Source organism: Microbulbifer sp. ABH2_005 (genome assembly GCF_056160005.1).
Genome location: NZ_JBSWWI010000001.1, coordinates 2,653,415 through 2,679,483 on the forward strand (window position 1 = coordinate 2,653,415; position 26,069 = coordinate 2,679,483).

General features: G+C 52.2%; 25 protein-coding genes. 11 read left to right on the forward strand and 14 right to left on the reverse strand.

All coding sequences use genetic code 11. From position 1 onward, the window contains the following. Positions 1-67: 67 nt before the first annotated feature. Positions 68-448, reverse strand: a complete 381-nt coding sequence (locus ACXAFI_RS11565; RefSeq protein WP_475108935.1) for a tautomerase family protein — start codon at positions 446-448, stop codon at positions 68-70. Between the two features lie 10 nt (positions 449-458). After that, positions 459-923 carry a hypothetical protein gene (locus ACXAFI_RS11570; RefSeq protein ID WP_475108936.1) on the reverse strand — a complete coding sequence of 155 codons (465 nt, stop codon included), beginning with the start codon at positions 921-923 and terminating at the stop codon, positions 459-461. A 193-nt stretch (positions 924-1,116) separates the two neighbouring features. On the opposite strand from ACXAFI_RS11570, the gene ACXAFI_RS11575 reads away from it, so the two are divergent. Next, entirely contained in the window at positions 1,117-1,548 is a 432-nt protein-coding gene (locus ACXAFI_RS11575) for a winged helix-turn-helix transcriptional regulator (protein ID WP_475108937.1), read from the forward strand. A gap of 462 nt (positions 1,549-2,010) precedes the next feature. Here ACXAFI_RS11575 and ACXAFI_RS11580 read toward each other — a convergent pair whose 3' ends face one another. Together ACXAFI_RS11580 and ACXAFI_RS11585 are read right to left on the reverse strand one after the other, a co-directional pair. Next, positions 2,011-3,264: a Y-family DNA polymerase gene (locus ACXAFI_RS11580; RefSeq protein WP_475108938.1), complete on the reverse strand. Its 1,254-nt coding sequence runs from the start codon at positions 3,262-3,264 to the stop codon at positions 2,011-2,013. After that, on the reverse strand, positions 3,265-3,654 hold the full coding sequence (locus ACXAFI_RS11585) for a LexA family protein (RefSeq protein WP_152452880.1): 390 nt from the start codon (positions 3,652-3,654) through the stop codon (positions 3,265-3,267). Positions 3,655-3,718: 64 nt separating this feature from the next. On the opposite strand from ACXAFI_RS11585, the gene ACXAFI_RS11590 reads away from it, so the two are divergent. From ACXAFI_RS11590 to ACXAFI_RS11615, 6 genes are all read left to right on the forward strand, one after another. Beyond that, positions 3,719-3,847, forward strand: coding sequence for a hypothetical protein (locus ACXAFI_RS11590; RefSeq protein ID WP_475108939.1), 129 nt, complete (start codon positions 3,719-3,721; stop codon positions 3,845-3,847). 65 nt (positions 3,848-3,912) lie between these two features. Beyond that, positions 3,913-4,446: a mechanosensitive ion channel domain-containing protein gene (locus ACXAFI_RS11595; protein ID WP_172975341.1), complete on the forward strand. Its 534-nt coding sequence runs from the start codon at positions 3,913-3,915 to the stop codon at positions 4,444-4,446. 41 nt (positions 4,447-4,487) lie between these two features. Beyond that, positions 4,488-4,997 carry a hypothetical protein gene (locus tag ACXAFI_RS11600; RefSeq protein WP_475108940.1) on the forward strand — a complete coding sequence of 170 codons (510 nt, stop codon included), beginning with the start codon at positions 4,488-4,490 and terminating at the stop codon, positions 4,995-4,997. Positions 4,998-5,005: 8 nt separating this feature from the next. Next, entirely contained in the window at positions 5,006-5,539 is a 534-nt protein-coding gene (locus ACXAFI_RS11605; RefSeq protein ID WP_475108941.1) for a hypothetical protein, read from the forward strand. A 194-nt stretch (positions 5,540-5,733) separates the two neighbouring features. Then, entirely contained in the window at positions 5,734-6,597 is an 864-nt protein-coding gene (locus ACXAFI_RS11610; protein ID WP_475108942.1) for an AraC family transcriptional regulator, read from the forward strand. Between the two features lie 174 nt (positions 6,598-6,771). After that, positions 6,772-7,938 carry a patatin-like phospholipase family protein gene (locus ACXAFI_RS11615; RefSeq protein WP_475108943.1) on the forward strand — a complete coding sequence of 389 codons (1,167 nt, stop codon included), beginning with the start codon at positions 6,772-6,774 and terminating at the stop codon, positions 7,936-7,938. Between the two features lie 796 nt (positions 7,939-8,734). Here ACXAFI_RS11615 and ACXAFI_RS11620 read toward each other — a convergent pair. Together ACXAFI_RS11620 and ACXAFI_RS11625 are read right to left on the reverse strand one after the other, a co-directional pair. After that, on the reverse strand, positions 8,735-9,751 hold the full coding sequence (locus tag ACXAFI_RS11620; protein ID WP_475108944.1) for an NAD(P)-dependent alcohol dehydrogenase: 1,017 nt from the start codon (positions 9,749-9,751) through the stop codon (positions 8,735-8,737). 190 nt (positions 9,752-9,941) lie between these two features. Then, on the reverse strand, positions 9,942-10,337 hold the full coding sequence (locus ACXAFI_RS11625; protein WP_152452863.1) for a glycine zipper family protein: 396 nt from the start codon (positions 10,335-10,337) through the stop codon (positions 9,942-9,944). 369 nt (positions 10,338-10,706) lie between these two features. On the opposite strand from ACXAFI_RS11625, the gene betT reads away from it, so the two are divergent. Then, entirely contained in the window at positions 10,707-12,773 is a 2,067-nt protein-coding gene (gene betT / locus ACXAFI_RS11630) for a choline BCCT transporter BetT (protein ID WP_475108945.1), read from the forward strand. A 9-nt stretch (positions 12,774-12,782) separates the two neighbouring features. Continuing rightward, positions 12,783-14,480 (forward strand): choline dehydrogenase, encoded by a 1,698-nt coding sequence (betA, locus tag ACXAFI_RS11635; RefSeq protein WP_475108946.1) that lies wholly within the window; start codon positions 12,783-12,785, stop codon positions 14,478-14,480. 251 nt (positions 14,481-14,731) lie between these two features. Here the strand turns inward: betA and ACXAFI_RS11640 are convergent, their stop codons facing one another. The 7 genes from ACXAFI_RS11640 to ACXAFI_RS11670 form a co-directional block, all read right to left on the reverse strand. Then, positions 14,732-15,562 carry a TorF family putative porin gene (locus ACXAFI_RS11640; RefSeq protein WP_475108947.1) on the reverse strand — a complete coding sequence of 277 codons (831 nt, stop codon included), beginning with the start codon at positions 15,560-15,562 and terminating at the stop codon, positions 14,732-14,734. Positions 15,563-15,712: 150 nt separating this feature from the next. Continuing rightward, a complete protein-coding gene (locus ACXAFI_RS11645; RefSeq protein WP_475108948.1) occupies positions 15,713-16,255 on the reverse strand; it encodes a DUF2878 domain-containing protein in 543 nt (180 codons plus the stop codon). Beyond that, the gene (locus tag ACXAFI_RS11650) at positions 16,221-17,474 is read right to left on the reverse strand and encodes a class I SAM-dependent methyltransferase (RefSeq protein ID WP_444921726.1); all 1,254 of its coding nucleotides are present in this window, start codon (positions 17,472-17,474) and stop codon (positions 16,221-16,223) included. The genes ACXAFI_RS11645 and ACXAFI_RS11650 overlap by 35 nt, the downstream gene beginning before the upstream one ends. Then, positions 17,471-18,277 (reverse strand): DUF1365 domain-containing protein, encoded by an 807-nt coding sequence (locus tag ACXAFI_RS11655; protein ID WP_444921725.1) that lies wholly within the window; start codon positions 18,275-18,277, stop codon positions 17,471-17,473. The genes ACXAFI_RS11650 and ACXAFI_RS11655 overlap by 4 nt, the downstream gene beginning before the upstream one ends. Positions 18,278-18,290: 13 nt before the next feature. Beyond that, positions 18,291-19,541, reverse strand: coding sequence for an NAD(P)/FAD-dependent oxidoreductase (locus ACXAFI_RS11660; protein ID WP_444921724.1), 1,251 nt, complete (start codon positions 19,539-19,541; stop codon positions 18,291-18,293). After that, the gene (locus tag ACXAFI_RS11665) at positions 19,541-20,317 is read right to left on the reverse strand and encodes an SDR family NAD(P)-dependent oxidoreductase (RefSeq protein WP_444921723.1); all 777 of its coding nucleotides are present in this window, start codon (positions 20,315-20,317) and stop codon (positions 19,541-19,543) included. The genes ACXAFI_RS11660 and ACXAFI_RS11665 overlap by 1 nt, the downstream gene beginning before the upstream one ends. Before the next feature lie 3 nt (positions 20,318-20,320). Further along, positions 20,321-20,752, reverse strand: coding sequence for a nuclear transport factor 2 family protein (locus ACXAFI_RS11670; protein ID WP_172975339.1), 432 nt, complete (start codon positions 20,750-20,752; stop codon positions 20,321-20,323). Between the two features lie 148 nt (positions 20,753-20,900). On the opposite strand from ACXAFI_RS11670, the gene ACXAFI_RS11675 reads away from it, so the two are divergent. Together ACXAFI_RS11675 and ACXAFI_RS11680 are read left to right on the forward strand one after the other, a co-directional pair. Then, positions 20,901-21,518 carry a sigma-70 family RNA polymerase sigma factor gene (locus ACXAFI_RS11675; RefSeq protein ID WP_152452845.1) on the forward strand — a complete coding sequence of 206 codons (618 nt, stop codon included), beginning with the start codon at positions 20,901-20,903 and terminating at the stop codon, positions 21,516-21,518. Between the two features lie 7 nt (positions 21,519-21,525). Then, entirely contained in the window at positions 21,526-22,209 is a 684-nt protein-coding gene (locus ACXAFI_RS11680; RefSeq protein ID WP_444921722.1) for a ChrR family anti-sigma-E factor, read from the forward strand. Positions 22,210-22,359: 150 nt separating this feature from the next. Here the strand turns inward: ACXAFI_RS11680 and ACXAFI_RS11685 are convergent, their stop codons facing one another. Continuing rightward, positions 22,360-25,872 (reverse strand): indolepyruvate ferredoxin oxidoreductase family protein, encoded by a 3,513-nt coding sequence (locus tag ACXAFI_RS11685; RefSeq protein WP_475108949.1) that lies wholly within the window; start codon positions 25,870-25,872, stop codon positions 22,360-22,362. Positions 25,873-26,069 lie beyond the last annotated feature (197 nt).

The following is a 26,069-nucleotide window of genomic DNA, read 5'->3' on the forward strand; positions in this document are numbered from 1 at the left end:
GGTTGTATTGAATTATTTTTTACTTTGATACTTAGCTTACACTGATACTTAGAAAGCAACCGCAAGCCTAGCTTGAATGCTGGGCAAGCCACTCTTGCTCCTCTCCAGGTTCTGGCATAACCGCGCCCCCCTCTATCACCCAACTGGCGGGAACATCTATAAGATCCACCGTGCAGCGAGCGGAAGAACACCCTAAAACCTGGGAGGCCACTTCGATAAAGCGATTGGCTAGAGCTAACTTGATTCTATCGCTGCGACCTGCGCGAATGGAACCCAGGATATGGAGACTGTTCTTTGAGCGTAAATGAACGCCTCGACTAAATACAACCTGTACAAATTGTGCGGGTGCGCCAGTTATTGTGCAGTGAACTTCAGTAATCCCAGAGACCAGAGCCTGTTGCTCAGGAGCAGATAATGGGCGCCAAGTGGAAATCGTATAAAGCGGCATTTTTAACCTCTCATAAATTGATATGGGTGTTGAAATGACCCGTGGCGCTTTTGGATCTCACTAAACGCACCAGTGTTTTGGCTATGTAGGCAATTTGCCGCAGCGGTGACATACGCTTGCGATTTGCGCTTAGGAATGCCCTGCTGAGCGATTGGTCAGGCGCCGTAATAACGACTTCGTTTTTGTTTATCCCTGTTGTGAGGCACCACTGCTCCAGCAGTTGGTATAAAAACGGGTGTCGCAACTTATTTGATGTTCCATCAGGCACTGGGGCCATCAAGGTGGCCACCGACGATGTCTTTCCCTCCAAAAAGGCTTGGTTTGAGGGAACCTCCATCCATATCACCCTGGGCGTTACCGGCTGGCTTAGGTGTTCCCGGTAAGCCCGGCCTATGACTTGCTCCAGGGCTTGCTTGTTGAGGCTCGCTCGTGAGCCTTCGACCAGAGAACATAAAACGATAGGTTTGAAGTGCATGACCCATACCATAAGTTGCATTTTGGAACTAATCTAATATAAATAAGTTCCAAAATGCAACTTAATTGCACGGGTTGTAGCTAGAACCTTCAATAACTTATGGCTATATAACGACCTGATGCGGCCTCCAGGGAAGTTTTGTTTTGGAACTAACTTGTGAGACCATGGCGCCTTGAACAACTCCGGAACGGCTATGAGCGACAGTAAACCCGCTGTTCAATGTGGGATCGAAGAGGCACTTTCTGTGATCGGCGACCGCTGGAGCCTGCTGATTGTCCGCGATGTGCTGAGAGGCGTTAATCGATTTGACTCATTGCAAGATAGCTTGCAGATATCTCGAAATATCCTCACGCAGAGATTAACTAACCTGGAGGAAACCGGCATCCTGGTTAAAGCGCCCATTAAGCCCGGTGCGCGGCGTATGCTTTATAGCGCTACCCCAAAGTGCCTTGCGCTAGTCCCCGTTTTGGTCTCTCTGATTGATTGGAGTACACACTGGTCTGAGAAAACCAATGTACGCTGGTCTCGAGTGGTTGATAAAAAAACCGGAGAAGCTGTTAAGGTGGACCTGATAAACAAAGAGGGCAAGCCTGTCTCCCTGCTGGATCTGGATTTGAAATATTAAGAGCCCGCTTAAAACTAACGATCTCAGTTCAGCCTGTACCCCGCCGAGACTCTAGCTTCCTTTCCCCTGCTGACTCCTCACACTGACTGCTTGCGGCTAGACTGGTATTTATCGATCGATAAATACTGCCAGCCATCCGATGCTTCTTTACTGTGATCACTGTGGCCAAATCTGGGATATCAAGGATTCCGCACTTATTCCGATACGGGAAATCCTCCGCGCCTTTCCCGATCACAGGATCAGCGCAACGCTGATTAAAGCCTTAAAACCCGCTATTGGCCTCCCTATGATGGAGGTAAAGCGCTTCGCATGTCACAAGACCTTAAAGAGCGGTCGCTGCTTCGTCTGCAATGCATGCCTGGACAATATTCCAGTCCTCATCAAAAACTGCGGCAGCTGCGGGGCGTTGAATCTTGATACCCCAAAGAAACAGGACCAGCCGCCTCCTTAAAAAATACCCTCTTAAACATCTACCAGTGGCAGCGCTTCCCAGCGTGTGGTGTAGGCGGGTGAGCGATAGGCCTGGCGCATTTTCCAGTGTTTATGTACCCCCTCAGCACCCAAAAAAAGGGTGCCGCGGCCAAAACGCTGATTGACCCTATCGAGGGCCTGCATCATCTCCCCGGCGCGGGCCGGCTGGCCGACAGTGAACAGATCCCCCTGCCCCAGAGGCCTGGGCACCAGCTCTACCAGGCCCACACCGGCTTTCATAAAGCGGTGGCCCGGGCGGTAAAGCTCGGCTATCGCCCCCTTGGCCAGACCGGCGATCAGGCGGCTGTCATCGGTGGCATAGGGACACTGTACCAGCGTACTGCGGCTGTAATAGTGGGGCTCGTGAGGTGAGGTGTGCAGAAAAACATGTATTGAAGCCACCAGGCACTCCTGGGCGCGCAGCTTTTCTGCCGCTCGGCTGGCATAGAGGCTGATTGCCTGCTGAATGGGCTGCAGCTCAGTCAGCTTCTCCCCAAAAGAGCGCGTGCAATAAATCTGCTTCTTTGCCGGCGGTTGTTCCTCCAAGCTCAGGCACGGAACTCCATTTAACTCCTCAATAGTTCGCTCAATATTGATATTGGTGTGCCGACGCAGGATCTTGGGATTGGCCTGCGCCAGATCATAAGCGGTCTCTATACCCAAGTGCCCCAGCCGCTTTGCCAGGCGCCTGCCAACGCCCCAGACTTTATCGACCGGCATACGCTTTTGTAGCCACTGCCACTTCTGCGGGGTATCCAGAGCACAGACTCCATTGCAGCTAGCGATTTTCTTCGCCGCCCGGTTGGCGAGCTTAGCCAGAGTCTTACTCGGGGCAATCCCCACCCCCACCGGCATACGCACATCACGCCACAGGGTTGTGCGAATCCGCTGGCCGTAATCCAACCACTGCTCCTGCAAGCCGTACAGATTGAGAAACATCTCATCGATACTGTACACCTCCACTTCCGGGCTGAAGCCTTTCAGGGTTTCCATCACCCGGTGGGAAATATCACCGTACAGCGGATAGTTACTGGAGAAGATGGCCACCTTGTGCCGTCGCAACAGGTGTTCAATCTTGAAGAAGGGCTGCAAATCCCCAATCCCCAGCGCTTTGGCCTCCTTCGAGCGCGCCACCACAAAACCATCATTATTGGAGAGTACCACCACCGGCCTACCCCTTAAGTCGGGCCGGAATATCTGTTCACAGCTGGCGTAGCAGCTGTTGCAATCCACCAGTGCCAGCATTCAGCGGGGGCGGTGATAGCGAATAGAGGCTTTAACCACCCCTTCAACGATAAGCTCCTGCCCCTCCCAAACCGGTATCGGCGGATAGCGGTCATTGGCCGATAGCAGCCGCCCATGGTGGCGATCCAGTACCTTACAGGTGAGCTGGCCATCCAGGGCCACCACCACGACATCACCGTGTACCGGCGTCAGTGAGCGGTCGACAACCAGGAGATCGCGGTCGAAGATCCCCAAGCCCTGCATGGAGTCGCCATTGGCGCGGGCCATAAACGTGGCCGCTGGATGAGTGATCAAATGTTGATCAAGACTGAGACTTTTCTCTTTGTGATCATCCGCAGGGGATGGAAAGCCAGCAGCAACACCGTGGCTGTAGAGAGTCGCTAGTTTCATAGGATTTGCCCAATACTGTATATGTATACAGTTTAGGGGCAGTTCGCCGATCCCGGCAAGAACGATGGCTGACCAGCGAGCCGCCAGCCGTGCCCATACCAAGCCCACTGGCAGGCCTTCAGGCTCCCGCTTGCATGACAGCTTGGCAGTGTGGCGGTGTGAGATTATGATCCGCGCAGCGGGCGGAGAGTGATTAACGACAAGACGTGCCCCGCAGCCCTCTCCCTAATGGGCACGGTACGGAGACGAGACACACATATGAATTTAATCATAGCGGCACTGATCGTAGCCTCTTATTTTATCTGCATGAGGCTTAGCTCCTCCGCTATCAGCCGATTTGGGCAAACCAGGGCAGTCAAGCCCTATCGCCTCAAATACATTTCCAAGACCGTCAGTATTGCTCTTTTGGTATTTCACCTGGTCCTGCTGATCAGCGCCCTGGGATTTGAATACACCCAGGTTTCCATCTTCCTCTCTTCCGTATTTGCAGTAATTGGCGTGGCACTTTTTGCCCAGTGGTCAATATTGAGTAACATCACCGCCAGCCTGATTATTTTCTTCGGCTTTCCCTACCGGGTTGGCGACAAGATTCGGGTGATGGACAAAGACGATGACATCTCTGGCACGATTGAGGAGATCACACTGTTTCATGTCCTGATCAGACGGGGCGAGGAATTAATTACATACCCCAACACTTTAATCCTGCAAAAAGGCGTGATTAAAAACCCCGGCAAGCAGCTAACGGAAGCTCCAGAAAAACTGCCGGAAACCAGCCAGGCCGAAGCACAGTAGATTCCCCCCCCTCCCTGCCCTCATTTCTGGGCAGGGAGTTCTTGACGGACAATTCTTTCCCCCCGGATTTCCACATCAACCTGGCCTGCTTTAACCCCAATAAGCCCTTCCTCGTCCTCAACTGCCTTGAAAATAACAAGCAGCAAACCCATAGAACTCTATTAAAGGCACGGAAAAGCTCTCACCACTTCCCATCTTCAGTGAAGCGATTTGCTTCAACCGTCTCAATGGTTAAAAATGCGCAAGATTCAATGAAATTGGCTTTAAGGGACTGCATGACCGATACCCTGAAAGATATACTCCACTTCATACAGGAAATGGGCCTAAAAAATGGCCTGTTTGTCGTGTTTTTCATCTTTGCGCATTATTTATTGTTCTGGATGTACAGTGGGCGGTTGAAAGATCGCCAAGTTGAAATTGATCGACTAGCGGCAGATAATAAAGAGTATCGGGACAGGTTCCTCAAACTGATGGATAATGCCTTTTCCTATTCTCCGCCCACTAGAAAAGTGGCCCCCAAAAAGCCAGTTAATGAAAAGGAGTTTGAGTAGTGTTCTCCATGTTGCTCGCGATTGCTCTTGTCTTCATTGCAATTCAGATATACAGGCTTTTTGAGATAAGAAAGCATGACCAACACCTGTTCGAATTTTGTCAATTACGGAGAGATACCATCGCGTATCTCTCCAATTCCTATGAGCACCTATCCAGAACAGATTACATTGCCCTCAGAAAAATCAACGATGCCCTGAGTCGCATCATAGCCGGGTACAAAGAGCACAAAACCGTTGTCTTTAATTACCGTTTATTTACCGAGTACTTGGATGAACTCAAAGCTTTTGAGAAAAAAGCCGAGAAGATATCTACCGGCAATAAAGATATTCAAGATCTACTCAAAAGAATCCACTGCTCTATTTTCAAAGCCTTTCTGGCATTTACCCCCCACCTCAAATCAGAACTGGCATTCTCCCTGGTGATAAAAGTGATTTCCTTTGGGGTGAAGGCTGGGCTCAACTCCCTGAAGGACTACTTACAGCGTCTCAAGGAGGCAAAGGTCATGGTAAACACCTTCAAGAGGTCTACCACACCCTGTTAGTCCCCTGCAGTCTATTCGGGGGCCTATGCGCCCCCTCCATTCCACCCCTCTACCTCCTCTGTTTCCACTCCCTCTCCCCTCTTTTCCTCGCCCCCACCAACTCGCGCTCTCCATGGGTAATATTCCGCAACTTTGATCAAGTGTCAGAGAGACACAAAATTTAGAATACTTTTAGATAAAACGAGGCGGTATCTATGATGAGGTATAGGGAAAGGTTTGCGCAGGTACTGCGCTATATCGAGGCCAACCTGAACTCCGAACTGGATATCGACAAGCTCTGCCAGTACGCCAACTTGTCTAAGTACCACTTCCACCGACAGTGCTCCGCATTTTTCGGCATGTCCGTGATAACCCTTGTCAGATTGCTGAGGCTCAAACGGGCGGCCTATCAGCTCACCTACCGGGACAAAAAGGTGTTGGATATAGCTCTGGAGAACGGCTACGACAGCCATGAAGCCTTCACGCGAGCTTTTAAGAAACTCTTTGGCAAGAGTCCCTCAGAGTTTCGCCGAGCCCCAGACTGGGAAGTTTGGCACAAACACTATGAGCCAATAATGATGTTAAGGAGCCAGTTAATGGAAAGTTCCGCTAGTTACCAGGTCGATATTATTGAATTCCCCGAGACCCAGCTTGCCGTTATGGAACACCGGGGCGCAGCCCACCTATTGGGCACGACCATCAGACAGTTTATTCAATGGCGGAAAGCTCAGGGGCTTTCACCGAACAACAGCAGAACCTTCAACCTAGTTTACGATGATCCAGCAACCACACCTCCCGATCAGTACAGATTTGACGTCTGCTGCATGGTAAAAACCTCTACCGACACCAATGCCGAGAATATAGTCAACAAAGTGATTCCGGCTGGAAAATGCGCAGTCATTAGACACAGTGGGAGCGATGACTCAATCGGCACAACCGTTCGATACCTGTACTTTCAGTGGCTGGATTCTTCAGATTTTACTCTGCGTGAATTCCCAATGTTTTTTGAGAGGGTAAAGTTTTTTCCAGAGGTGTCGGAAAGTGAAATGATCACCGATATCTTTCTGCCCATAGAATAATATCCTCCCCAGGGAAGCAGAAAGCAGGATACAAAAAAACAATCTGTAAACAGATAAAAAGCTACACCTGAAATTCCTTAATGGAATAGCCAAAGATAAAACTATCGCCCTATCCTGTACTCTTTAGGATCTAGATTTAAAGAATGCTATGGACTTAAAGAGTACAAACAACTTATGAAAGCTCGGCATCTATCAGCCATTATTGCTTTTCTTATTATTGTTTTTGTGAGCCTAGTGTATTTATACAATAGCCGCCTCACACAGAGCACTAAGTTTGATGCTCGCCCGGTCACAGGTGAGTTTATTAAAAATAATGATGCTCTCAAAGACAAAGAAACCATTAACATTCTGATTGTAGATGGCGGTGGCATCCGCGGATTGATTCCACTTTACGTAATTCAATACATAGAAAACCAAACTGGCAAACCCATTGAGGAACTATTTGATATTTTCAGCGGCGTCTCAACGGGTGCCATTATTGCCACAGGGCTCAATGCCCCCTATCTACCAACAGACCGGCAAGGGTCTAAAGATCAAAGTGTTGACTCTAAAACTGACAGGATAATTCAAATCTACAAAAATGAGAGCGGCTATATATTCTCTACCCCTTGGTATCATAAACTGTTAACCGCCAATGGTCTTTTTTCGCCTCGTTTCATTGGAGAGCGGCTGAGTAATACCATGGATAAACACTACACAAATGGTATGAAACTCACCGACCTAAATAATTACATCATCATACCCTCCCTGAACATCCATACAGGCCAGGTGAAACTATTTAAAAATCGAGGTCAGGAAGTTACCGAACTGCCCACCAATACGCTTTATCAGCTTGTCACTGCAGCTACTAGTGCTGAGAGCCTATTCCCCCCGGTAGAGTTTATGACTACCGGGAAAGATATTCGCCACCGCTACTTTGCTGATGCTGGCATAGATGCAAACAATCCTACCAGCATCATTCTTTTAGAAACCATCAGAGAGTTCCCAGGGAAAAACTACTATGTACTGATCCTTGGTGCTGGTACATCGCCCTTGAACACTATGGAAACCAACTACAGAAGCTTAAAAAACTGGGGAGAAATAGGCTGGACTAAAGATCTTATATCGAATGTACAAAGATCTATGGACGATCAACAATTATACACCCTGGAGATTGCCAAATCACTTAGCCATAAAGGTCAAATAAGTTATAACTACTTCAATGTAGAAATAACCGATCCCTTTGTTGATCCATTTGATTACAAATCCATCGACAAGCTAAAAATTTTAGCAGATAGACTTATCAACGATAATCAAGCTGAACTAGATCGAGTAGTACAGAAACTTAAGCAAAGAGGCTGATGATTGATTCATATAATATTGCTCAGCGAGTAAAATTTGTTTTTCAAAACGGTAAACATTACTCTTAAGCGGTGAAACTTTCACAGGTGCGGCAATTAGCATGGCAACCGGAAAATTTACGCTGGCAATAGCTACACTCTTAATACTATTGGGCACATCTTCCTCCAGCCTGGCAAGCAGTCTCAATGAACAAGAAGCCCGCAAACGATGCATGAGAACCTGTAAGCATGTTTATCACCGGTGTCTTGGAAACAATCGGGAGATACCAGCTGATTGCGTGAGCGATAAAAGGTTCTGTGATTTTATTTGTTATGACGACAAACTCTACTATCGTGAAAGCGACTACCTGAAACGGCAATACAGACGAAATCGATGGAAGAATCGATGGGATTAACGCCTATTAAGAATGGCACCAACATTAGTACACAGTGCAGACAAGGAAATTGTGATCGAAATTTAGAGACCAAACAGAAAGCGGAAACTGATAGAAAGGACTAAGCAATCAATTTAATCCTAAAAAGATTTCATAGAGAAATACTCTTCCGGGTATTCTGGACCAATCGTTATCTTTCCCCATAACAGCCTGCATTTATCATAAGTACCTTAAAAAAGGACTTATAAATCCTGCACACCAGTGTTCGTAAGAATCTCGGTATACACGAGGCATGTCAGAATGAACAGCCATGCACGGTTACCGAGATTACTTGGCTAGCTCTTAAAGCCAATACACCGAATAGTTTGTAATCTAATAACCAGAAGAGCTTCACACTCTCTATTACAGCGGCTTTCCAGCGCTCTACTCCCTAGACAATACGATTCGATACTTGGGGTTACCTGACTTCAAGTGCCTGAACGCTTCCTCAATCTGGCTCATAGGGTAAATCTCCACCTGCGGCCGGATTTGGTGATGAGCAACAAAATCGAGCATGGTTTCAATGGTTGCTGGGCTGCCCACCGGGGAAGCCGAGATGGAGCGCTGACCGAAGATCATAGGGAAAAGGGTAAACTGGATGGGGTCCACAACAGCACCGACAAAATGCAGGCGCCCTTTCGGCTTTAATGCCTGGATATATAGATCCCAATCCAAGTTGACATTCACTGTAGAAATAATGAAATCGAAACTCATAGAGGCCGATTTAATTTCTTCCGGGTCCCGTGAGTTCAATGTCTTATGAGCACCGAGAGACAGGGCCTCGGTGCGCTTGTGCTCACTGGAAGTAAAAGCGGTAACCTCACAACCCCAGGCATTTAGGAACATCAGGGCCAAATGCCCCAAGCCCCCGATACCAATCACCGCTACTTTAGCGGTGGGTTCAATACCAAACTGCACCAACGGGTTAAATACGGTAATGCCACCGCACAGGAGAGGTCCTGCCGAGACCAGGTCCACCCCCTCGGGAATCACCACCAAGCTGCCCATATCAGCGCGGGCTTTATCGGCGAAACCCCCACCCGTAAGAGTGGTAAATTGGGCTTCGGCACACAAGTTTTGATCGCCCCGCCGGCAGTAGTGACAGGTCTCACAATAACCGGAGTTCCAACCCAGGCCGACAACGGTGCCAGGCTTGAAGTGACCAGCTTGCTCTCCCGAAGCAAGAACCCGCCCAATCACTTCATGGCCGGCAACCATGGGGTATTTGGATACTCCCCACTCATCCTCAATCATGCTGAGGTCACTGTGGCAAATACCACAGTAGAGAACTTCCAACTCCACCTCAGTTGCTCCCAAGTCCCCCACTTTTACCTGATACGGTTTAAAGGGGCCTCCAGCTTGCATAACCCCATAGGCATTGATGGTAGTGCCACTGGCCATAACTTACTCCCATAGTATTCACTGAAAGATCAACGCGTTGCTTTCGGCTTTAAAATGGTTGTTCCCAACTAAACCCTGTAAAAAGAGCATAAAAAAAGAGCCGGGGATTTCCCGGCCCAAGCCAAGTCCTGTGAGGTTGCCGAATATCAGAGGACCCACGAGAAAACTTGGCTAACTCCTGTGAGGGGAATTAATTCAGCACGCGATATCCGCGCCCGCGCAGACAGTTTTTGATAATTTGCTGTGCTTCGGCACCGGCACTACCAGCGCCGGAGAGACCACCTACCAGGGCTCCCGCACCAGCACCTGCCGCCGCAGCCCGGCTACTATCACCGACGATAGCGCCCAGCGCACCGCCCACCACTGCACCCCCGGCAGCACCCGTTAAGCCCCGGCGACCTTGGTCGCTATAGGTGGAATAGGCAATCCCCTTGCACTCAGAGAGGTCGACTTGATACTGGTTCATATTGACGCCCCAGGTATCAATCACGATGCCGCCGGCACCAGGTACCTGTTCCGGTTGGGCAGCACACCCAATTAATAGGGCGAGGCAAAATCCTGCGGTGGCGTTAATACCAGTTTTCATCGGACACCTCTTACAGCCTGAGCCTAGAGATTGCGTGTATGTCACGCTTTTCATCTTTAGGTTTAGCTGCTGGTTGAAGATGGCGCCAGTCGAGAGAAGGGAAAAGCAAGAAAATGACCGACTAAAAAGTCATTAAAGAGATCCCATCGGACAAGGGTCAGTGAATAAGAACCCCCTCTATGCGCAGATTATTGATTAAATGAAGAGTAATAACGGCTATTACAACAAGCCTGTGAGAGATGCTGATTTCTATGAGTTAAATTTTCAACACCTGCCCTGAAGTAGTCCCCAACCTCCATGAGCACACCCGGCGACTGTCAGGCATAGCCTACTCTGATGGGATAGTCGGTCTTTTTTCGCAGGGGAGACATGCACAGCACCAAATCATCGGAAAGCACATCTAAAGCGAGCAGCGCAGAAGCGCGAATAAAGCCACTGGTATTTTATGGCTCTGTCGTGGGTATTGTGCTGTTCTCCCTCTGGGCGATGATCTTTACCGAGCAGGCAATCGGCGTTATTAACGAGGTCCTTAGTTGGATATCTGGCAGTTTCGGCTGGTTTTACTTTCTCGCTATCGTTGCCTACCTCATCTTCGTGATCCTGGTGGCCATTTCCAAATTCGGTGACATCAAACTCGGACCCGATCACTCAGAACCCGATTTCAATATCGTGACCTGGGCTGCCATGCTTTTCAGCGCCGGAATCGGCATCGACCTGATTTTCTACTGCATCGTAGAGCCCGTGACCCAATTTATGGAGCCCCCTGCTGGTGAGGGCGGCAGTATCGAAGCGGCACGCCATGCCATGGCGCTAACTTTTTTGCACTGGGGTCTGTCCGGCTGGGGAGTTTATACCCTGGTAGGTATGTCCCTGGCTTTCTTCAGCTACCGGCATGGACTGCCCCTTACCATTCGCTCAGCACTTTATCCGTTGTTCGGTAAACGTATCTACGGCTCTCTCGGCAATACCGTGGATATTGCCGCGGTATTGGGCACGGTGTTCGGCGTTGCCACCAGCCTGGGAATCGGGATCATCCAGCTGAACTACGGCTTACAGTACATGTTTGGTATACCGGAGGGCATCTTCACGCAATCACTGCTGGCAGTTATGATTGTGGTGTTCGCCGCATTCTCTGCAGCCACCGGTGTAGAGCGGGGAATTCGGCGACTGTCAGAATTCAACATGTTACTGGCAATAGTGCTGATGCTGTATGTGTTGATTACCGGCAAGACACGATTTTTGCTCGACGCCTTCGTCACCAACATTGGTGATTACTTACAGAACTTTATCGGCTTGTCCTTCAATACCTATGCTTTCGCCCCACCCACGGATTGGCTCAATGCCTGGACACTGTTTTTCTGGGCATGGTGGATTGCCTGGGGGCCCTTCGTCGGCCTGTTCCTGGCACGAATTTCCCGCGGCCGCACCATTCGTGCATTTGTTATCGGCACCTTGATTCTGCCCTTCACATTTATGGCCGCCTGGATGGCCATCATGGGCAACTCGGCCATCGATATGGTAATGGGCGGCGCCACAGAATTCGGCACGCAGGCGGTAGAGAAACCCGGGTCGGCCATCTACCTGTTTCTCGAACAGCTGCCCTGGAGCATGCTAACCACAATTGCGGTAACCATCCTGTCGATCGTGTTCTTTGTCACCTCTGGAGACTCGGGCTCGCTGGTGCTTTCCAATCTCACTATCCGGCTCGAAGATCCCAATCAGGATGCGGAACCCTGGATGCGGATTTTGTGGGCTGCAATCATCGGTATTGTGACCATTGCTCTACTGATGACAGGTGGCCTTTCCGCCCTGCAGGGTGCGGTGGTGATCATGGGGCTGCCCTTTGCCATTGTCCTGCTGCTGATCATGTTGGGGCTGTACAAGGCGTTGCAGCTTGAGAAGCTGAAATCCGCGAGCATGCAAGAGTCTTTATCCGGGCATCTTTCAGGCAGAACTATATCGCGGGAAGGGCATACCAATTGGGCCCAGCGGCTGTCGCGCGCGATCAGCTTTCCAACGTTTAAGCAGGTGGAAACATTTATACAACGCACCATCCAGCCCGCGTTTGAGGCGATGAAACAGAAGCTCGAAGAGGAAGGGTATCCGGTCAGTATCGCTGGCGACGAGGGCGACAATCTGCATCTGGAGCTCAACGTGGACCTCGGCGGTGAAGTGGACTTCACCTATCAGGTGTGGCCGCGGCAGTGCTCGATGCCAGCGTTTACCCTGCGGGCAGAGCAACCCCGCTCCAACTACTACCGTCTGGAACCACATCTGCGGGAAGGCGGGCTGACCTACGATCTTATGGGGTACACCCGCGAACAGGTCATCAGTGACATCGTCGACCACTTCGAAGCACATCTACAGTACCTGCACATGCGCCGTGAGCGCGCGGCACGCAGTACCGGTGAAGAGGGTGAACCAGGGTCAGCCTAGGGTAAACAGATGAGTAATCAGGACTTTGATCAGGCTGTTGACTATATCGTGGTGGGGGCGGGTTCAGCCGGCGCCGTGCTGGCCAACCGGTTGACGGCGGACAGCAAAAACAGCCTTTTACTGTTGGAATTTGGCGGCAAGGATAATTCCATTTATATCCGTATGCCCTCAGCGTTTTCCATTCCGCTGAATATGCCTAAATACGATTGGGAGTTTTATACCGAACCGGAGCCGGGGCTGCATGGCCGGCGAATCCATCAGGCCCGCGGCAAGGTCATTGGCGGCTCCTCTTCGATCAACGGTATGGCATTTGTTCGGGGCTGCGCTGGAGACTACGAGGAGTGGGTGGAGCACGGCGCATCCGGCTGGGGCTACGCGGATGTCCTGCCCTACTTCCGCCGAGCCGAAACCTGTGTCTATGGCAGTGACGCCTATCGCGGCGACCAGGGCCCTATCACCGCGTGCAACGGCAACAATATGAAAAACCCGCTTTACCGCGCCTTTATTGAGGCCGGTACTCAGGCGGGCTACGGCTTTACCCAGGATTACAATGGCTATCGGCAGGAGGGCTTCGGGCGCATGGACATGTCTGTGCGCGACGGTGTGCGCTGCTCGACCGCCCTCGCCTACCTGAAGCCGGTTCTGAGCCGCAGTAACCTCGAACTCAAAATGCATGCCCTCACAACTCACGTGATTATGCAGGGCAAGAAAGCCATAGGTGTGGAATACCGGCAGGGCGGAAAAATCTTTCGCGCGCGCGCTAATAAAGAAGTGATCGTTTCCGCCAGTTCATTCAACTCACCCAAGTTGCTGATGTTGTCCGGTATAGGCCCAGCGGCCCACCTGCAGGAACACGGTATCGAAGTCGTACACGATCTGCCTGGTGTCGGGCAAAACCTGCAGGACCACCTCGAGGTCTGGGTGCAGCAGGAATGCAAACAGAAAATCACCCTCAACGGCTGGCTCGGGCCACTGGGCAAGGCCTGGATTGGCATCAACTGGCTACTCTTCAAACGGGGCCTGGGCGCTTCCAATCATTTCGAATCCAATGGCTACATTCGCAGCCGCGCCGGCCTTAAATATCCGGATATCCAGTACCACTTCCTCGCCGGCGCCATCGCTTACGATGGCTCCAGTGCGGTGAAAGGGCATGGATTTCAGGTACACCTGGGCGCAAACAAACCGCTCAGCCGCGGCTGGGTCAAACTCAAATCGGCAGATCCAGCAGCCGCACCGGAAATGGTCTTCAACTACTTAGACCATGAAGAGGACAAGCAAGCCTTTCGCTCTGGCCTGCACTTCACCCGTGAGATTTTTGCCCAGGCAGGCATGGACCCTTACCGAGGGCGGGAGATTTCTCCGGGACCGGACGTGCAAAGTGACGATGAGATCGACCATTGGCTCGCCGAAACCGCCGAGACCGCCTATCACCCTGCCGGCAGTTGTCGTATGGGCACGGATGAAATGGCCGTAGTGGATCCCGAATGCCGGGTACACGGCATAGAAAACCTGCGCGTGGTAGATTCCTCCATCATGCCAACCCTCACCAATGGCAATCTCAACGCCCCCACCATCATGATTGGCGAGAAAGCCGCCGATCATATTCTGGGTAAGTCATTACTAAAGCCATCCACGGCAGAGAGCTATGTGGCGAGTGGCTGGGAAAGCAGCCAGCGCGAGAAAAAACCGGAGCGCTCTCTGCGCTAAGCCCTACTCAATACCAGGTAAGCGCAGGATTAGTGGATGAACCCGCAAACTTAACTGAGCTGGGAAGGCATAGGGTTTTTTTAAATTTAATTTCCAACCCTATGCCAGCTTACATGGCTTCCAACCATAGCTTTTTACGTAGATGATTGAGTAGATGGTCGATGAGCGGAGGCTTCACTGGGGTCAAAAAAGAAGATTCGAAGTGAAATTTTCGCCGACGTAGATCAGGCAAAAAGCGTATATGATTTACTCTAAAAGCTGCGAGTGACTTTAAAAACAAAGCGCCCATCGGTTAGATTCTTGGCAGCCAGGAATGGATCGACACCATCGGTATCGTACCAACGTAAACCCAGGGTGTAATCACTGATTGTCCAGTCTATACCGGCGTCGTAATAACCATAATTGAGATGGTTGTAGGAAGATTCAAAAGTTTGCTCGCCAAGATGCACAGAAATATCCATGTAGCTGGCCAACTCCAAGCTAAAGGTCGCTTCATAGGCCAGAGAATCGACATTATTGAGAAAGTCTCTGCCAAAGTAGTTATTTGAATACCAGAGGCTCGGGCTGATCGTTAATTTATCCACCGTAAAACTAAGGATCAGATAGGTTTCGGCATAGTCGAAATCAAATTCCGACTTTGGATAGTTGTAAGACCAATAGCCAATATTCAAGTTAATTTCGGTCTCAGGCAGATCTCCCGACCACCCTACATAGGGATCAAACTCCATACTATTGCCGGGGCCACCGAAGTCCGTATTGGTTGTCCAGACGCCAATATAGAAACCAATATCGTGGGTCCAGTTGAGGTCGCCCTGGACGGTAGGACCATTATTCGAGTTCGAGATACTGCGGAACATATAATCCGAAGCAATTACCAGACTACCGGCGACAGTACCAAACCCGTCATCTTCGCCATTCTCGTCTCCCTCACCGTTCTCATCACCCTCACCATTCTCGTCTCCCGGGTCGATCTCGCTAAATTCACCCCGCTCGTCGACGACCACTTCCTCCGATAGGCACCTGGAATCGAGTGCCCCCAGAACCCCGACCAAGATCAGGGCCCGCACGAGGTAAGCTTTCATGGCTGGCTCCTTGGTGGCGTTGGTAAAATAAGGTGACTGAACCAGAAATTACATTTTTAATTGAGTAGGGTATGTATAGGTGGCGAGGCCGCCGAATACAAGCTTTGCGCCAGCTTGCACGGCTGCACGGCTGCACGGCTGCACGGCCATTCACCGATAGGTGGGGTTTATAGTGCGCGCCAAGTAGCTAAATCCCAGAAGCATCAGCGCCCACAGCAGCGACAGTAACATCAATGATCGCCACAAGGGCTGGCCCAACTCTACGGTGCCATTCAAGAAGGCACCGGTGTAATAGCTAAAAGGACCAAAAAAGCCGCCTAACAACGCAGCCAGCCATAAATTACGCTGTAGGAATACCAGGCTGTAGCGCAGTGTCATGGCAAAATTTAACCACAGACATACCAGCCAGATGGGAGGCCAGGAAATACCACTGAGGTTTTGCAATACTCCCAGATGAAAAAGTACCGAGTCCACCCCCACGCCAAAAAGAAACACGCCCCCCAACCACAAAGGCTCTCTGCGCAGGTTAGCGACAAAAAACAAGTGAATAAATAAATTGACCAGCGTAAACGGCACAACAATCCAGGGACGCGCAACGATCACACAAAGGGGCCAGGCAATATCAAACAGCAAAGCATTGGCGATAAAGCGCCACATATCAGTCGATAAGAGCGCGCGGCTTGGCAAAGACAAACTGAGCGGTACTGATCACCCTCTGCATAAAGCCACCTTCGCAGTAGCACAAATAAAATTCCCACATCCGAATAAAACGGTCATCAAAACCCAGGTTGCGCACCTGTGGCAGCCTGCTCAAAAATGCGTTGCGCCAGTGCCTCAGTGTGCGCGCATAGTCCGCAGTAATATCCTCCAAACCCACAATCTGCATATCAGTAGCGGTGGCAATCTGCTGAGCAATAACCTGATTGGATGGCAGGCAACCACCGGGAAAAATATAGTGCTGAATAAAATCGATGTCTTTGCGGTATTGATGGTAGCGCTGATCCGAAATAGTAATGGCCTGCATAAACATCAGGCCATCTTCTTTTAGTAAACGACTACAAATGGAAAAGAACTTACGGTGATATTCATGCCCCACCGCCTCCACCATTTCAATAGAAACCAATTTATCGAAGCTGCCGTCTAAGTCCCGATAATCCTGTAACAGCACACGCACCTTATCTTGCAGTCCCTCACGCTCCACCCACTGGCGGGTATACTCATATTGCTCTGCAGAGATTGTCGTGGTGGTTACCTGGCAACCTGTGTGTTTTGCCGCGTAAATAGCCATGCCACCCCAACCTGTGCCGATTTCCAGCAGGTGATCGTCGGGTTTTAATTGCAACTTTTGGCAAATATGCTCCATTTTGTGAACAGAAGCCTGGTACAAGGTAGCCTGCTCAGAGGGGAACATGGCCGAGGAATAGAGCATGGTTTTATCGAGAAATAAGCGGAAAAAGTCATTTCCCAGATCATAATGCGCGGCGATATTTTTGCGGGAACCCCTGCGATTATTATTGTTGAGGTTATGCAAGGCGCGTAACACCATGCGGGGCAGCTGACTCCCACGGCTATCCATACTCTCAATCAGGGACATGTTATCGACCATCAGGCGGATCACATCCAACAGGTTTGGAGAGTCCCAGGCGTTCTGCATATAGGCTTCGCCCGAACCAATGGTGCCGTTTAACAGTACCTGTACATAGGCACTGGCATCCCGAACGCGAATATGCGCCCGCACCGCTGCCTGCTCCACTGGCTGGCCAAAATGGTAACTGGCTTCCCCATCTTCAATCAGCAGGTGGCCCCGCTCTACCACTTGCATCTTAGCCAAGACCAGCTTGCGCGCGAGTCGCACTAACCAAGACTGACTCTCCTCTCCAACGGTTGCCCGCGAAGTTTGCTCTGGATTCATAAATGCTTCTCCCCTCCCTGAACTTTGCCCCTGTCACCGGGATGCGCATAGACAGGAGTGCGCTTGAACCATAACTTCAGCGCCTGCCAATAAATGGTGGCAATCACTTTTGCAGTCATAAATGGATACTGGACCAGAATACGATTGAGAAGGCCTGCGCTCAGCTCGCAACGGCGCAGGCTCAGTATGGCATCGAATAGAGGACGCTCTTCCTCCCCTTGGCCACATCGATCAAAATTCTGTAAATAAGCAGTGAGGCGATCACCCGGCGTAATACTTCTCCAATGATAGCCCTGGGAGATGGGCATAAAGGGGGAGACATGAAAAGTCTTGGCAAAAGCCACTTTCTGCACCCGCGCCCCGGAGCGGCAATCCAGCACATAGCTGTGGCGCTCTTTCCAGGGGGTATTGTGAACATCCAGTAATAACCAACGCACTTCCCTGCCCTCGCCATCAAAGCAGTAATAGATACTGATAGGATTCATGTTGTAGCCAAAGTAACGCCAATTGGCGAGCATACGCACGGGCCCTTGCGGGCGTTCCCCGGCAACCGCCTCAACCCTGCGGCGCACGGCCTCATCAATGCTGAATTCCGGGTCGCCAAAAAAATCCTCGCGGCGAAAACGGGCTGGAGCCCATGGCTTTTTCGACCACCAGGGAGAGAGTGCACAAAATTGCTCTAGCTCCGCCAAGTCTAGATACACCATAAAAACCTTGTAGCGGAAGGCATTTTGGCGGGGGGAAAAGCGGCGATGTTGGACCCAACCGGTGTAAATGGCGCTCTCCATTGTTGCGGCCTCCATTAAGGTTTCCCCTTCACCAGGTTACTCCCAATCCCTCGGCGACTCGCAAAGCGCTGCTCACCCCATCCTCATGAAAACCATTGGCCCAATAAGCACCGCAAAACCAAGTGCGGTTTACCCCATTAATGCACGTCCATTGCTGCTGGGCACGAGTGCCCGCTACAGAAAACTGGGGATGGGCATATTCAAAGCGCGCAAGCACCTTTTCTGGGGCGATACGATCCTCGGCATTCAGGGTGACACAGTAAGTTTTATCTGTTGTCAGCCCCTGCAAAATGTTCATGTTATAGGTCAGCACCGGTAACTCATCGCGCTCAGTTCCTAGCCGGTAATTCCAACTGGACCAGCTGCGCCTTTGTTGTGGTAATAAACTGGTATCTGTATGCAATACCACGCTATTGCGTGCGTAGGGAATGGCTCTGAGCAATTGCCGCTCCAACCCAGAGGCATCTTCAAGACACTCCAACGCCTGATCCGAGTGGCAGGCGAACACTACCTGATCAAAGTTGAGTTGCTCACCCGTACAAGTCAGCAGCTCCACATTTTGCTCCCTACGTCTGACAGATTGCACTTCAGTAGAGAGCCTAACCCTGTCGGCATAAGGTGCAATCAGTGTGGGAATATAGGAGCGGGAGCCCCCTTTAATCACTCGCCACTGGGGCCGTCGCACCAGGTTGAGTAGGCCGTGATTGAAAAAGAAACGCACAAAAAAACTTACCGAAAATTCGAGCATCTGCGCCACACTGGCTGACCAAATCGCCGACCCCATGGGAACCAGGTAGCGATTGGCAAATTCTGCCGAGTAACCATTCGCCGGCAAGTACTCTCCGAGGGTCAGGCCTTCATGCAAGCGCCCTTCGCGCCAGTCCCGCGTGGCCGTATGATTAAATCGCACTATGTCCCACAGCATGCGCCAGTGACCGGCGCTGAGAAGGTTGGAGCGTTGAGAAAATAATGTATTGAGGTTATTGCCGGCATACTCATAGCCCTCCTGATCGCAGCACACGCTGAAACCCATGGAGGTCGGCTGGGACTCGATGCCCAGCTCATCGAGCAGGCGAATAAAGTTCGGGTAGGTCCAGTCGTTATACACAATAAAACCGGTATCGATGGCCAGGGTGCGATCACCTTCCTGCACATCGACCGTCGCAGTGTGCCCACCCAGTCGGTCCTGCGCTTCAAATACGGTGATCTCGTGCTTGCGGCTCAAAAGATAAGCCGCCGTCATGCCGGCAATTCCACTCCCGACGATGGCAATACGCATCAACTCTTCCTTAAGGTACGAATCCTACTTATTTTTGGTGTGCAAAAACGAAACCAAAGAGAACGGAAAAATCCGAGAAAACGCAGTGGCAGGCTCAAGCGCAGAGGAAAATCGATTATGGATTTTTTGCGAGACAACCCCACCTCAATATACTCCGCTGCTTGCTCCGCGCTAATCAAAAAAGGCATGTCAAAGTCGTTCTGCGCGGTAAGGGGGGTGTCGACAAATCCCGGGCGGACCAGCACGACCTTGAGGTTTGTATGGCAGGTATCCGCACGTACCGATGCCAAAAAGTAATCGAGCGCGGCTTTGGAGCTGCCATAGGCCTCCGCTCTGGGAAAAGGTACAACCGAAGATAAGCTGCCTAATGCGGCAAAAAGTGGAGACTTGCTGGCAGCCAACAGAGGCAAAGCACAACGCAGAGTATTCACGACGCCAAAGAAATTGGCGTCAAATACCCGCCGATACATAGCGGTTTCTAGCTGTAAATCATTGTCATATTCACAAGTGCCGGCACAGGCGATCACCCCATCCAGGTGATCGGTTAAATCCTTGAGACGCTCAAAAGTAGAGGCCATGGCACTGTCATCGGCCACATCGCAATCGAGTATGCGAATGCGCGTGGGAGCAAACTGCTGCAACTCTGCCAGGGCTTCACGCCGGCGTCCGCTGGCAATCACAAAATTATTGTGATCGGCAAGACGTAGGACCAGGGCTCGGCCGATACCGGAACTGGCCCCCGTAATCCATAGTGTCTTATCGCGAATTTCCGCCACCAGTCAGCCCTGCCCCAGGCGCAGTTTAATTTTGCGCACAAGAGAACCTAGTAGCGGCACCTGTTCGTAGACCATCGCCCCCATATCGTAAAAATCTTCGTGATAAAACACTTTGTCTGAAAAGCGCACCAAACTGCAGCCGCGCAAGCGCAGCGGCCGACCACCTTTCAAAGACTGGTGCGCATAGTGCATATACCAGGGCAGGCAAGCACTATCATGGGTAATTGAAGCCTCTTCAAAACGAAAACGGCACTGGGTGAGCCCGCGGCTCATACCAGAGAAATATGTTTTCAGAGCGGGCAGCCCCTCAATCCGGTGCAAAGGGTCACGGAATACAATTTTATCGCTGTATATTTTCGATAGCTCGGCGGGATCCCTAACCAAGAAATCCCGATAATAGGATTGCACTTCCTTAACCAATGTTCGGCTGCTCATCTTCCCTTCCACCGTATTCCCCAGCGCTATCCCTATCATTTACGTTAGCCTGCGGAAGGCAGATCACAGCGCCAAAGTAAAAAAAGCCCAATCCATTTGCCGAGCACAAGCGTAGTAAAAGATCGACATCACAGTAGAGAGCGCTAATATGGCGCATAGACTAAGACACAACGGCAATGGAATTGCGGTGAAAGCTTCCCAGGATTACAAGGATGACTGGAGCAGGCTACTGACGCAGGTTGGCGCCCAGCGCGATCGCCAGGCGTTCGAGCGTGTATTCCGACATTTTGCCCCGCTGATCAAGGGCTTCCACCACAGCCGCAGCACCCAGGCACTCAATGCCGAAGCGGCGGATGAGCTGGTTCAGGAAGTCATGCTCAAGGTATGGCATAAGGCCCCCTGTTTTGACCAGGGCAAAGCCTCGGCCAGTACCTGGATATTTACCATTATGCGCAATTGCCGTATCGATATGCTGCGCCGCAGTCTACGCCACCAGAATCGCGACAGCGATGTTGATGTGGCCGATATCTGGGATGAAAACCTGGAAAACCAGCCCCTGTTATTTTTGCAACATAAACGCAACGAACGCGATATCGCCGACGGCCTCAGCGCCCTGCCCGCAGAGCAGAGCCATATTTTGGAAAAGGCCTATATGGAGGGAAAATCCCACAGCGAAATTTCCGAAGAACTGCGCCTTCCCCTGGGTACGGTCAAATCCCGTGTGCGCTTGGCCATGAAAAAATTACAAGCCAGGTTCGTCAGGTGAACGCCGAATGATTCGCCACCACCCGGATGAAAATCTTCTGTTGGAATACGCCTCCGGCAGCCTGGCCCGCGGCCCCAGCCTGGTTGTTGCTGCCCATGTACAGATGTGTGCCGACTGTCGCTCCCAGTTGTCTACCTTAAATAATCTCGGTGGCTCACTCCTCAACGGAAGTCCCGCACAACCCCTGCAAGCCAATGCTTTCGAGCGACTGATGGAACGTATCGGCCAGATTCCAGAGAAGATCATTCATAAAAGCGAAGATACCCCCACTCCAGTACCGGTTGGCGGGGAGCCGGCCATGGATCATTTGCCCAAAGTTCTGAATAAACTATTGGCCAGCAACCCTAACCGGCGATGGAAAACCCTGACTCGGAACCTGCAAATGTGTCGGCTCAAGTCTGGGCAGAGGGATTACGAGGTGGCTTTCCACTGCCTGCGCAGTGGCAGTGGTCTGCCAAAACACGATCACCGTGGGCAGGAATTCGCCCTGGTACTGCATGGCAGTTTTTCCGATCACAATGGTATATATGGGCGGGGGGATTTCGTGTTACGCGAGCCGGGGCAGGTACACAGGCCCATCGCCACCCAGGACATGGACTGCCTGTGTTTTTCTGCAGTCGCGGCCCCGGTGTCCCTTACGGGAATCCGCGGGCTGTTCCTCAACCCGCTCATCCCTTTCAGGCCAGGATAAGCCCTGGCAAAACTCTGCTTTTGAGGTATTTAAAACCTGTATCCAGGTTATCGGCATCCATGCCTCAAGCGCATTCCCTGTCAAATTCCCAGGCTACGATCTATGCAAGTATGAATTTTTACTTTCGCCTTCTGACACTCTCTAAATAATTCAAGAAACTGCTGCCGGCTCCTCTACCCCATTGCGAGCGGAAAACTGAGTAAACAGTTTCTGCCAGCGCTCCTGCACCAGGGCAAACTTCTGCTCGCGCACATGGCCGTAGCCACGCACCTGCATGGGTATCTCCAGCAGCTCACGCGCCGCGGCGATATTATCAGTGCTTAGCTGGGCCGCCACCGATTCCACCGCCTGAGCCACCTGGCGGGCCCAATCGCGCTCGGCACGGCGCTCTTTGGTGTAACCAAATACATCCAGCACGGTACCGCGCAGTACTTTACCCCGCGCCAACAGCGGCATTAAGCGGCCCATCCAGGGACCAAATTGCATCTTGCGCACCCGACCACTGGCATCAGGGCGAGCCAATACGGGCGGGGCCATATGGAATTTCAGGGAGTAATCGCCGCTAAACGTCTCGCGCAGTTGGCGCTGGAAATCCTCGCCACTGTACAAGCGCGCTACCTCATACTCATCCTTGTAGGCCATGGCTTTGAACAGACTGTTAGCCGCCGTGCGGGTCAACTCCCCCGCCGTGCCGGCCAGGGCCGACTCCGCTCGCTGCAGCGGCGCTATAGACTGTGTGAATTGGCGAGCGTAGGCGGCATTTTGGTATTCACTCAGCTCGCTACTCAAACGTGCGATCAGTTGCTCTACAGATTCCTGAGGCTCAATCATTTTTACTGGCTGCGCCGGCACCGCCAGTTTTTCAATCGCCCTCGGGTCCGTCGCCAACAAACGCCCAGCGCGGAATGCGCGCAGGTTGTTTTCCACCGCCACACCATTCAGTTCGATCGCCCTCTCCAGTGCCGCCTCACCAATAGGCAGCAGCCCTTTCTGGCAGGCGAAGCCCATGATCATCAGGTTACTGGCAACGGTATCGCCAAACAGTGCCTGAGCGTATTTATTCGCATCGAAGGCAAAGTATTCAGCACAGAGGGACTCAATGCTCTGCTGGGTAGTATCTGCCGGGAAGGCCAGTTCGTTGTTACGCACAAACGCCGCCACAGGCACCTCGGCCGTATTGACCAGCGCGCGCATTTTGCCGGTAGCAAACTTGGGGCGCTGACCGGCAGCGGTGACCATATCGCAACCGAGTAGTAGCTCGGCGGCGCCATCGCGGATACGCGCGGTGGTAATGGCCTCTGGGCGCGCACCCACCTTTACGTGAGCAACCACCGCACCATTCTTTTGTGACAGGCCGGTGAAGTAGAGCGTGGTACTGCCCTTATCTTCCAGATGCGCGGCCATGCCCAAAAGTGCGGCCACGGTAAGAACACCGCTGCCGCCGATACCGGCCACCAAAATACTGAGTGGCTGTTCCAAGGCGGCCACCGGCGCTGCGGGCAAACTGACAATTGCAGCATCCAGGGACTCGGCCAGGGACTGCACCGGTGGTTTTTTTAATTCCCCCCCCTCGACAGTGACAAAACTGGGGCAGAAACCATCGGCACAGCGCATATCTTTGTTGCAGCTGGACTGGTTAATCTGGCGTTTGCGGCCATAAAGAGTTTCCAGTGGCTCTACGGCGATACAGCTCGACTGCACACTGCAGTCGCCACAACCCTCACATACACGCTGGTTGATCAGCAGGCGCTTGGGCGGGTCCACCATCAGCTTTTTCTTGCGGCGGCGGCGTTTTTCTGCGGCGCACACCTGCTCGTAAATAATGGCGGTAACACCGGGCGTTTCACGCAGGCGACGCTGGACGGCATCCAACTCGGAACGGTCCAGTACTTCCACCTTCGCCGGCAACTGGCCGCGGTGCTGGTGCCAGTGATCGGGGTTTTCACTGAGCAGGACCACCTCACCCACCCCCTCAGCCAGCAGCTGCGCGGCCAGGCTGGGAGCATTTACTTCGCCATCGGCGGGCTGGCCACCGGTCATGGCTACCGCATCGTTGAGCAAGATCTTGTAGGTGATATTGACCTTACTGGCCACCGCCTGGCGAATAGCCAGCAGCCCGGAGTGGTTATAGGTACCGTCACCCATATTCTGGAAAATATGCTCGGCACTGGAGAAACGATACAGCCCCACCCAGTGCGCGCCTTCACCGCCCATATGGGAATAGGTATCGGTGCGCAGCCCCTTGCCCAGCGCCATAATATGACAGCCGATACCGGCACTGCCGAGACTGCCCTCCGGCAGTTTGGTGGAGGTGTTATGGGGGCAGCCAGCACAGAAGATCGGCTCCCGCGCCAATAGACCCTGGGCACGCTGCGGCACATTACCGCCCAGCTTTTCTGCCAGTGGAATCAGTCGCTGCGCGAGATCGGTGTCCGCCAGCCAGCGGGCGATGGCCTTGGCCACCTGGTCCGGGCCAAACCCCCAGATTGCAGGTAGTAGGTCTCCACCATTGAGATCTTTCTTACCGACCACTTTCGGGCGGCGGCCATCTTCCCAGCCATATAAAAGATTCTTCAGCTGGTCTTCCACCAGTGGGCGTTTTTCCTCAACCACCAGCAGGCGCTCCATGCCATCGGCAAACTCACCGATACCGCGGGGCTCCAGGGGCCATGACATTGCCACCTTGTAAATGGCAATCCCCGCCTGGCGCAGGTCCTCTTCGCTCAGGTTGAGGAGCTGCAACGCCTCGAGTAGATCCCCGTGGGCCTTGCCGACCGTCACAATGCCAAAGCGCTTGCGCTCGGCCTTGTGAGTTGTTCTATCCAGACGGTTGGCATAGGCGAAAGCCCGCGCCGCCGGCAGGCGTTCCTCCAGCATGCGGCGCTCGTATTCCAGGCGCTCCGCCGGCCAGTTAAGGTGCGGATCGTAATTCAGGCCGTGCGCGGGAATGGGGAAATCCGCCGGAATACTAAACTGAGGCAGGCTCGGAACCACCAGAGAGGCACCGGCCTCCACCGTTTCGGTAATCGCTTTGAAACCCACCCACAGGCCGGAAAAGCGCGACAGGGCAATACCGGCGAGCCCGAGGGTGAGATACTCATCGATACTGGCGGGAAACAACAGCGGCATCATGACCGATTCAAAAATCTGATCGGTATTGTGGGAGAACATGGAGGATTCAGCGGTGTGGTCATCGCCACACAGCGCCAGCACGCCGCCGAGCTTGGCGGTACCCTGGATATTGGCTTGGCGGAACACATCCGCGGTGCGATCCACCCCGTGGCCCTTGCCATACCAGATGGAAAAGACCCCATCGCGAGTGGCCTGCTTGCGGTAGTGATCGATCAGCTGGGTACCCCAAATATTGGTGGCCCCAAGATCTTCATTGATACCCGGCTCGAAGTGAATATCGTGCTCAGCCAATAACTTCTTGTGCCGCCACAAGGCTTGGTCGTAACCACCGAGGGGAGACCCCCGGTAACCGGAAACAAAGCCCGCAGTATTCAGGCCCGCCAGCTCATCCATGCGTTTCTGCATCAACGGCAGGCGCACCAGTGCGTCGATGCCGGTCAAAAAGACCCGGCCAGAATCGCGGGTAAACGCGGCCTTGAGAGAATACTCTGTATCAAAGCCCAGCTCCTGATCGCCTTCGACCATTGCCATGGGTACCACCTATTTATTAATTATTGCTTTTCTTTTGCCCGGTTCGATGGCGGGTGTCACAGTGCTTATTTCATCTCAACACTGAGGGAGCCAGTCGAAAGCCAAACCGAGGCATCTGCTTAGCCGCTAAAATTAACACCGCCCGGCCAGGCAGGTCATACCAAAATAAGCCTGGCTAGGGCATAATACGGACACAA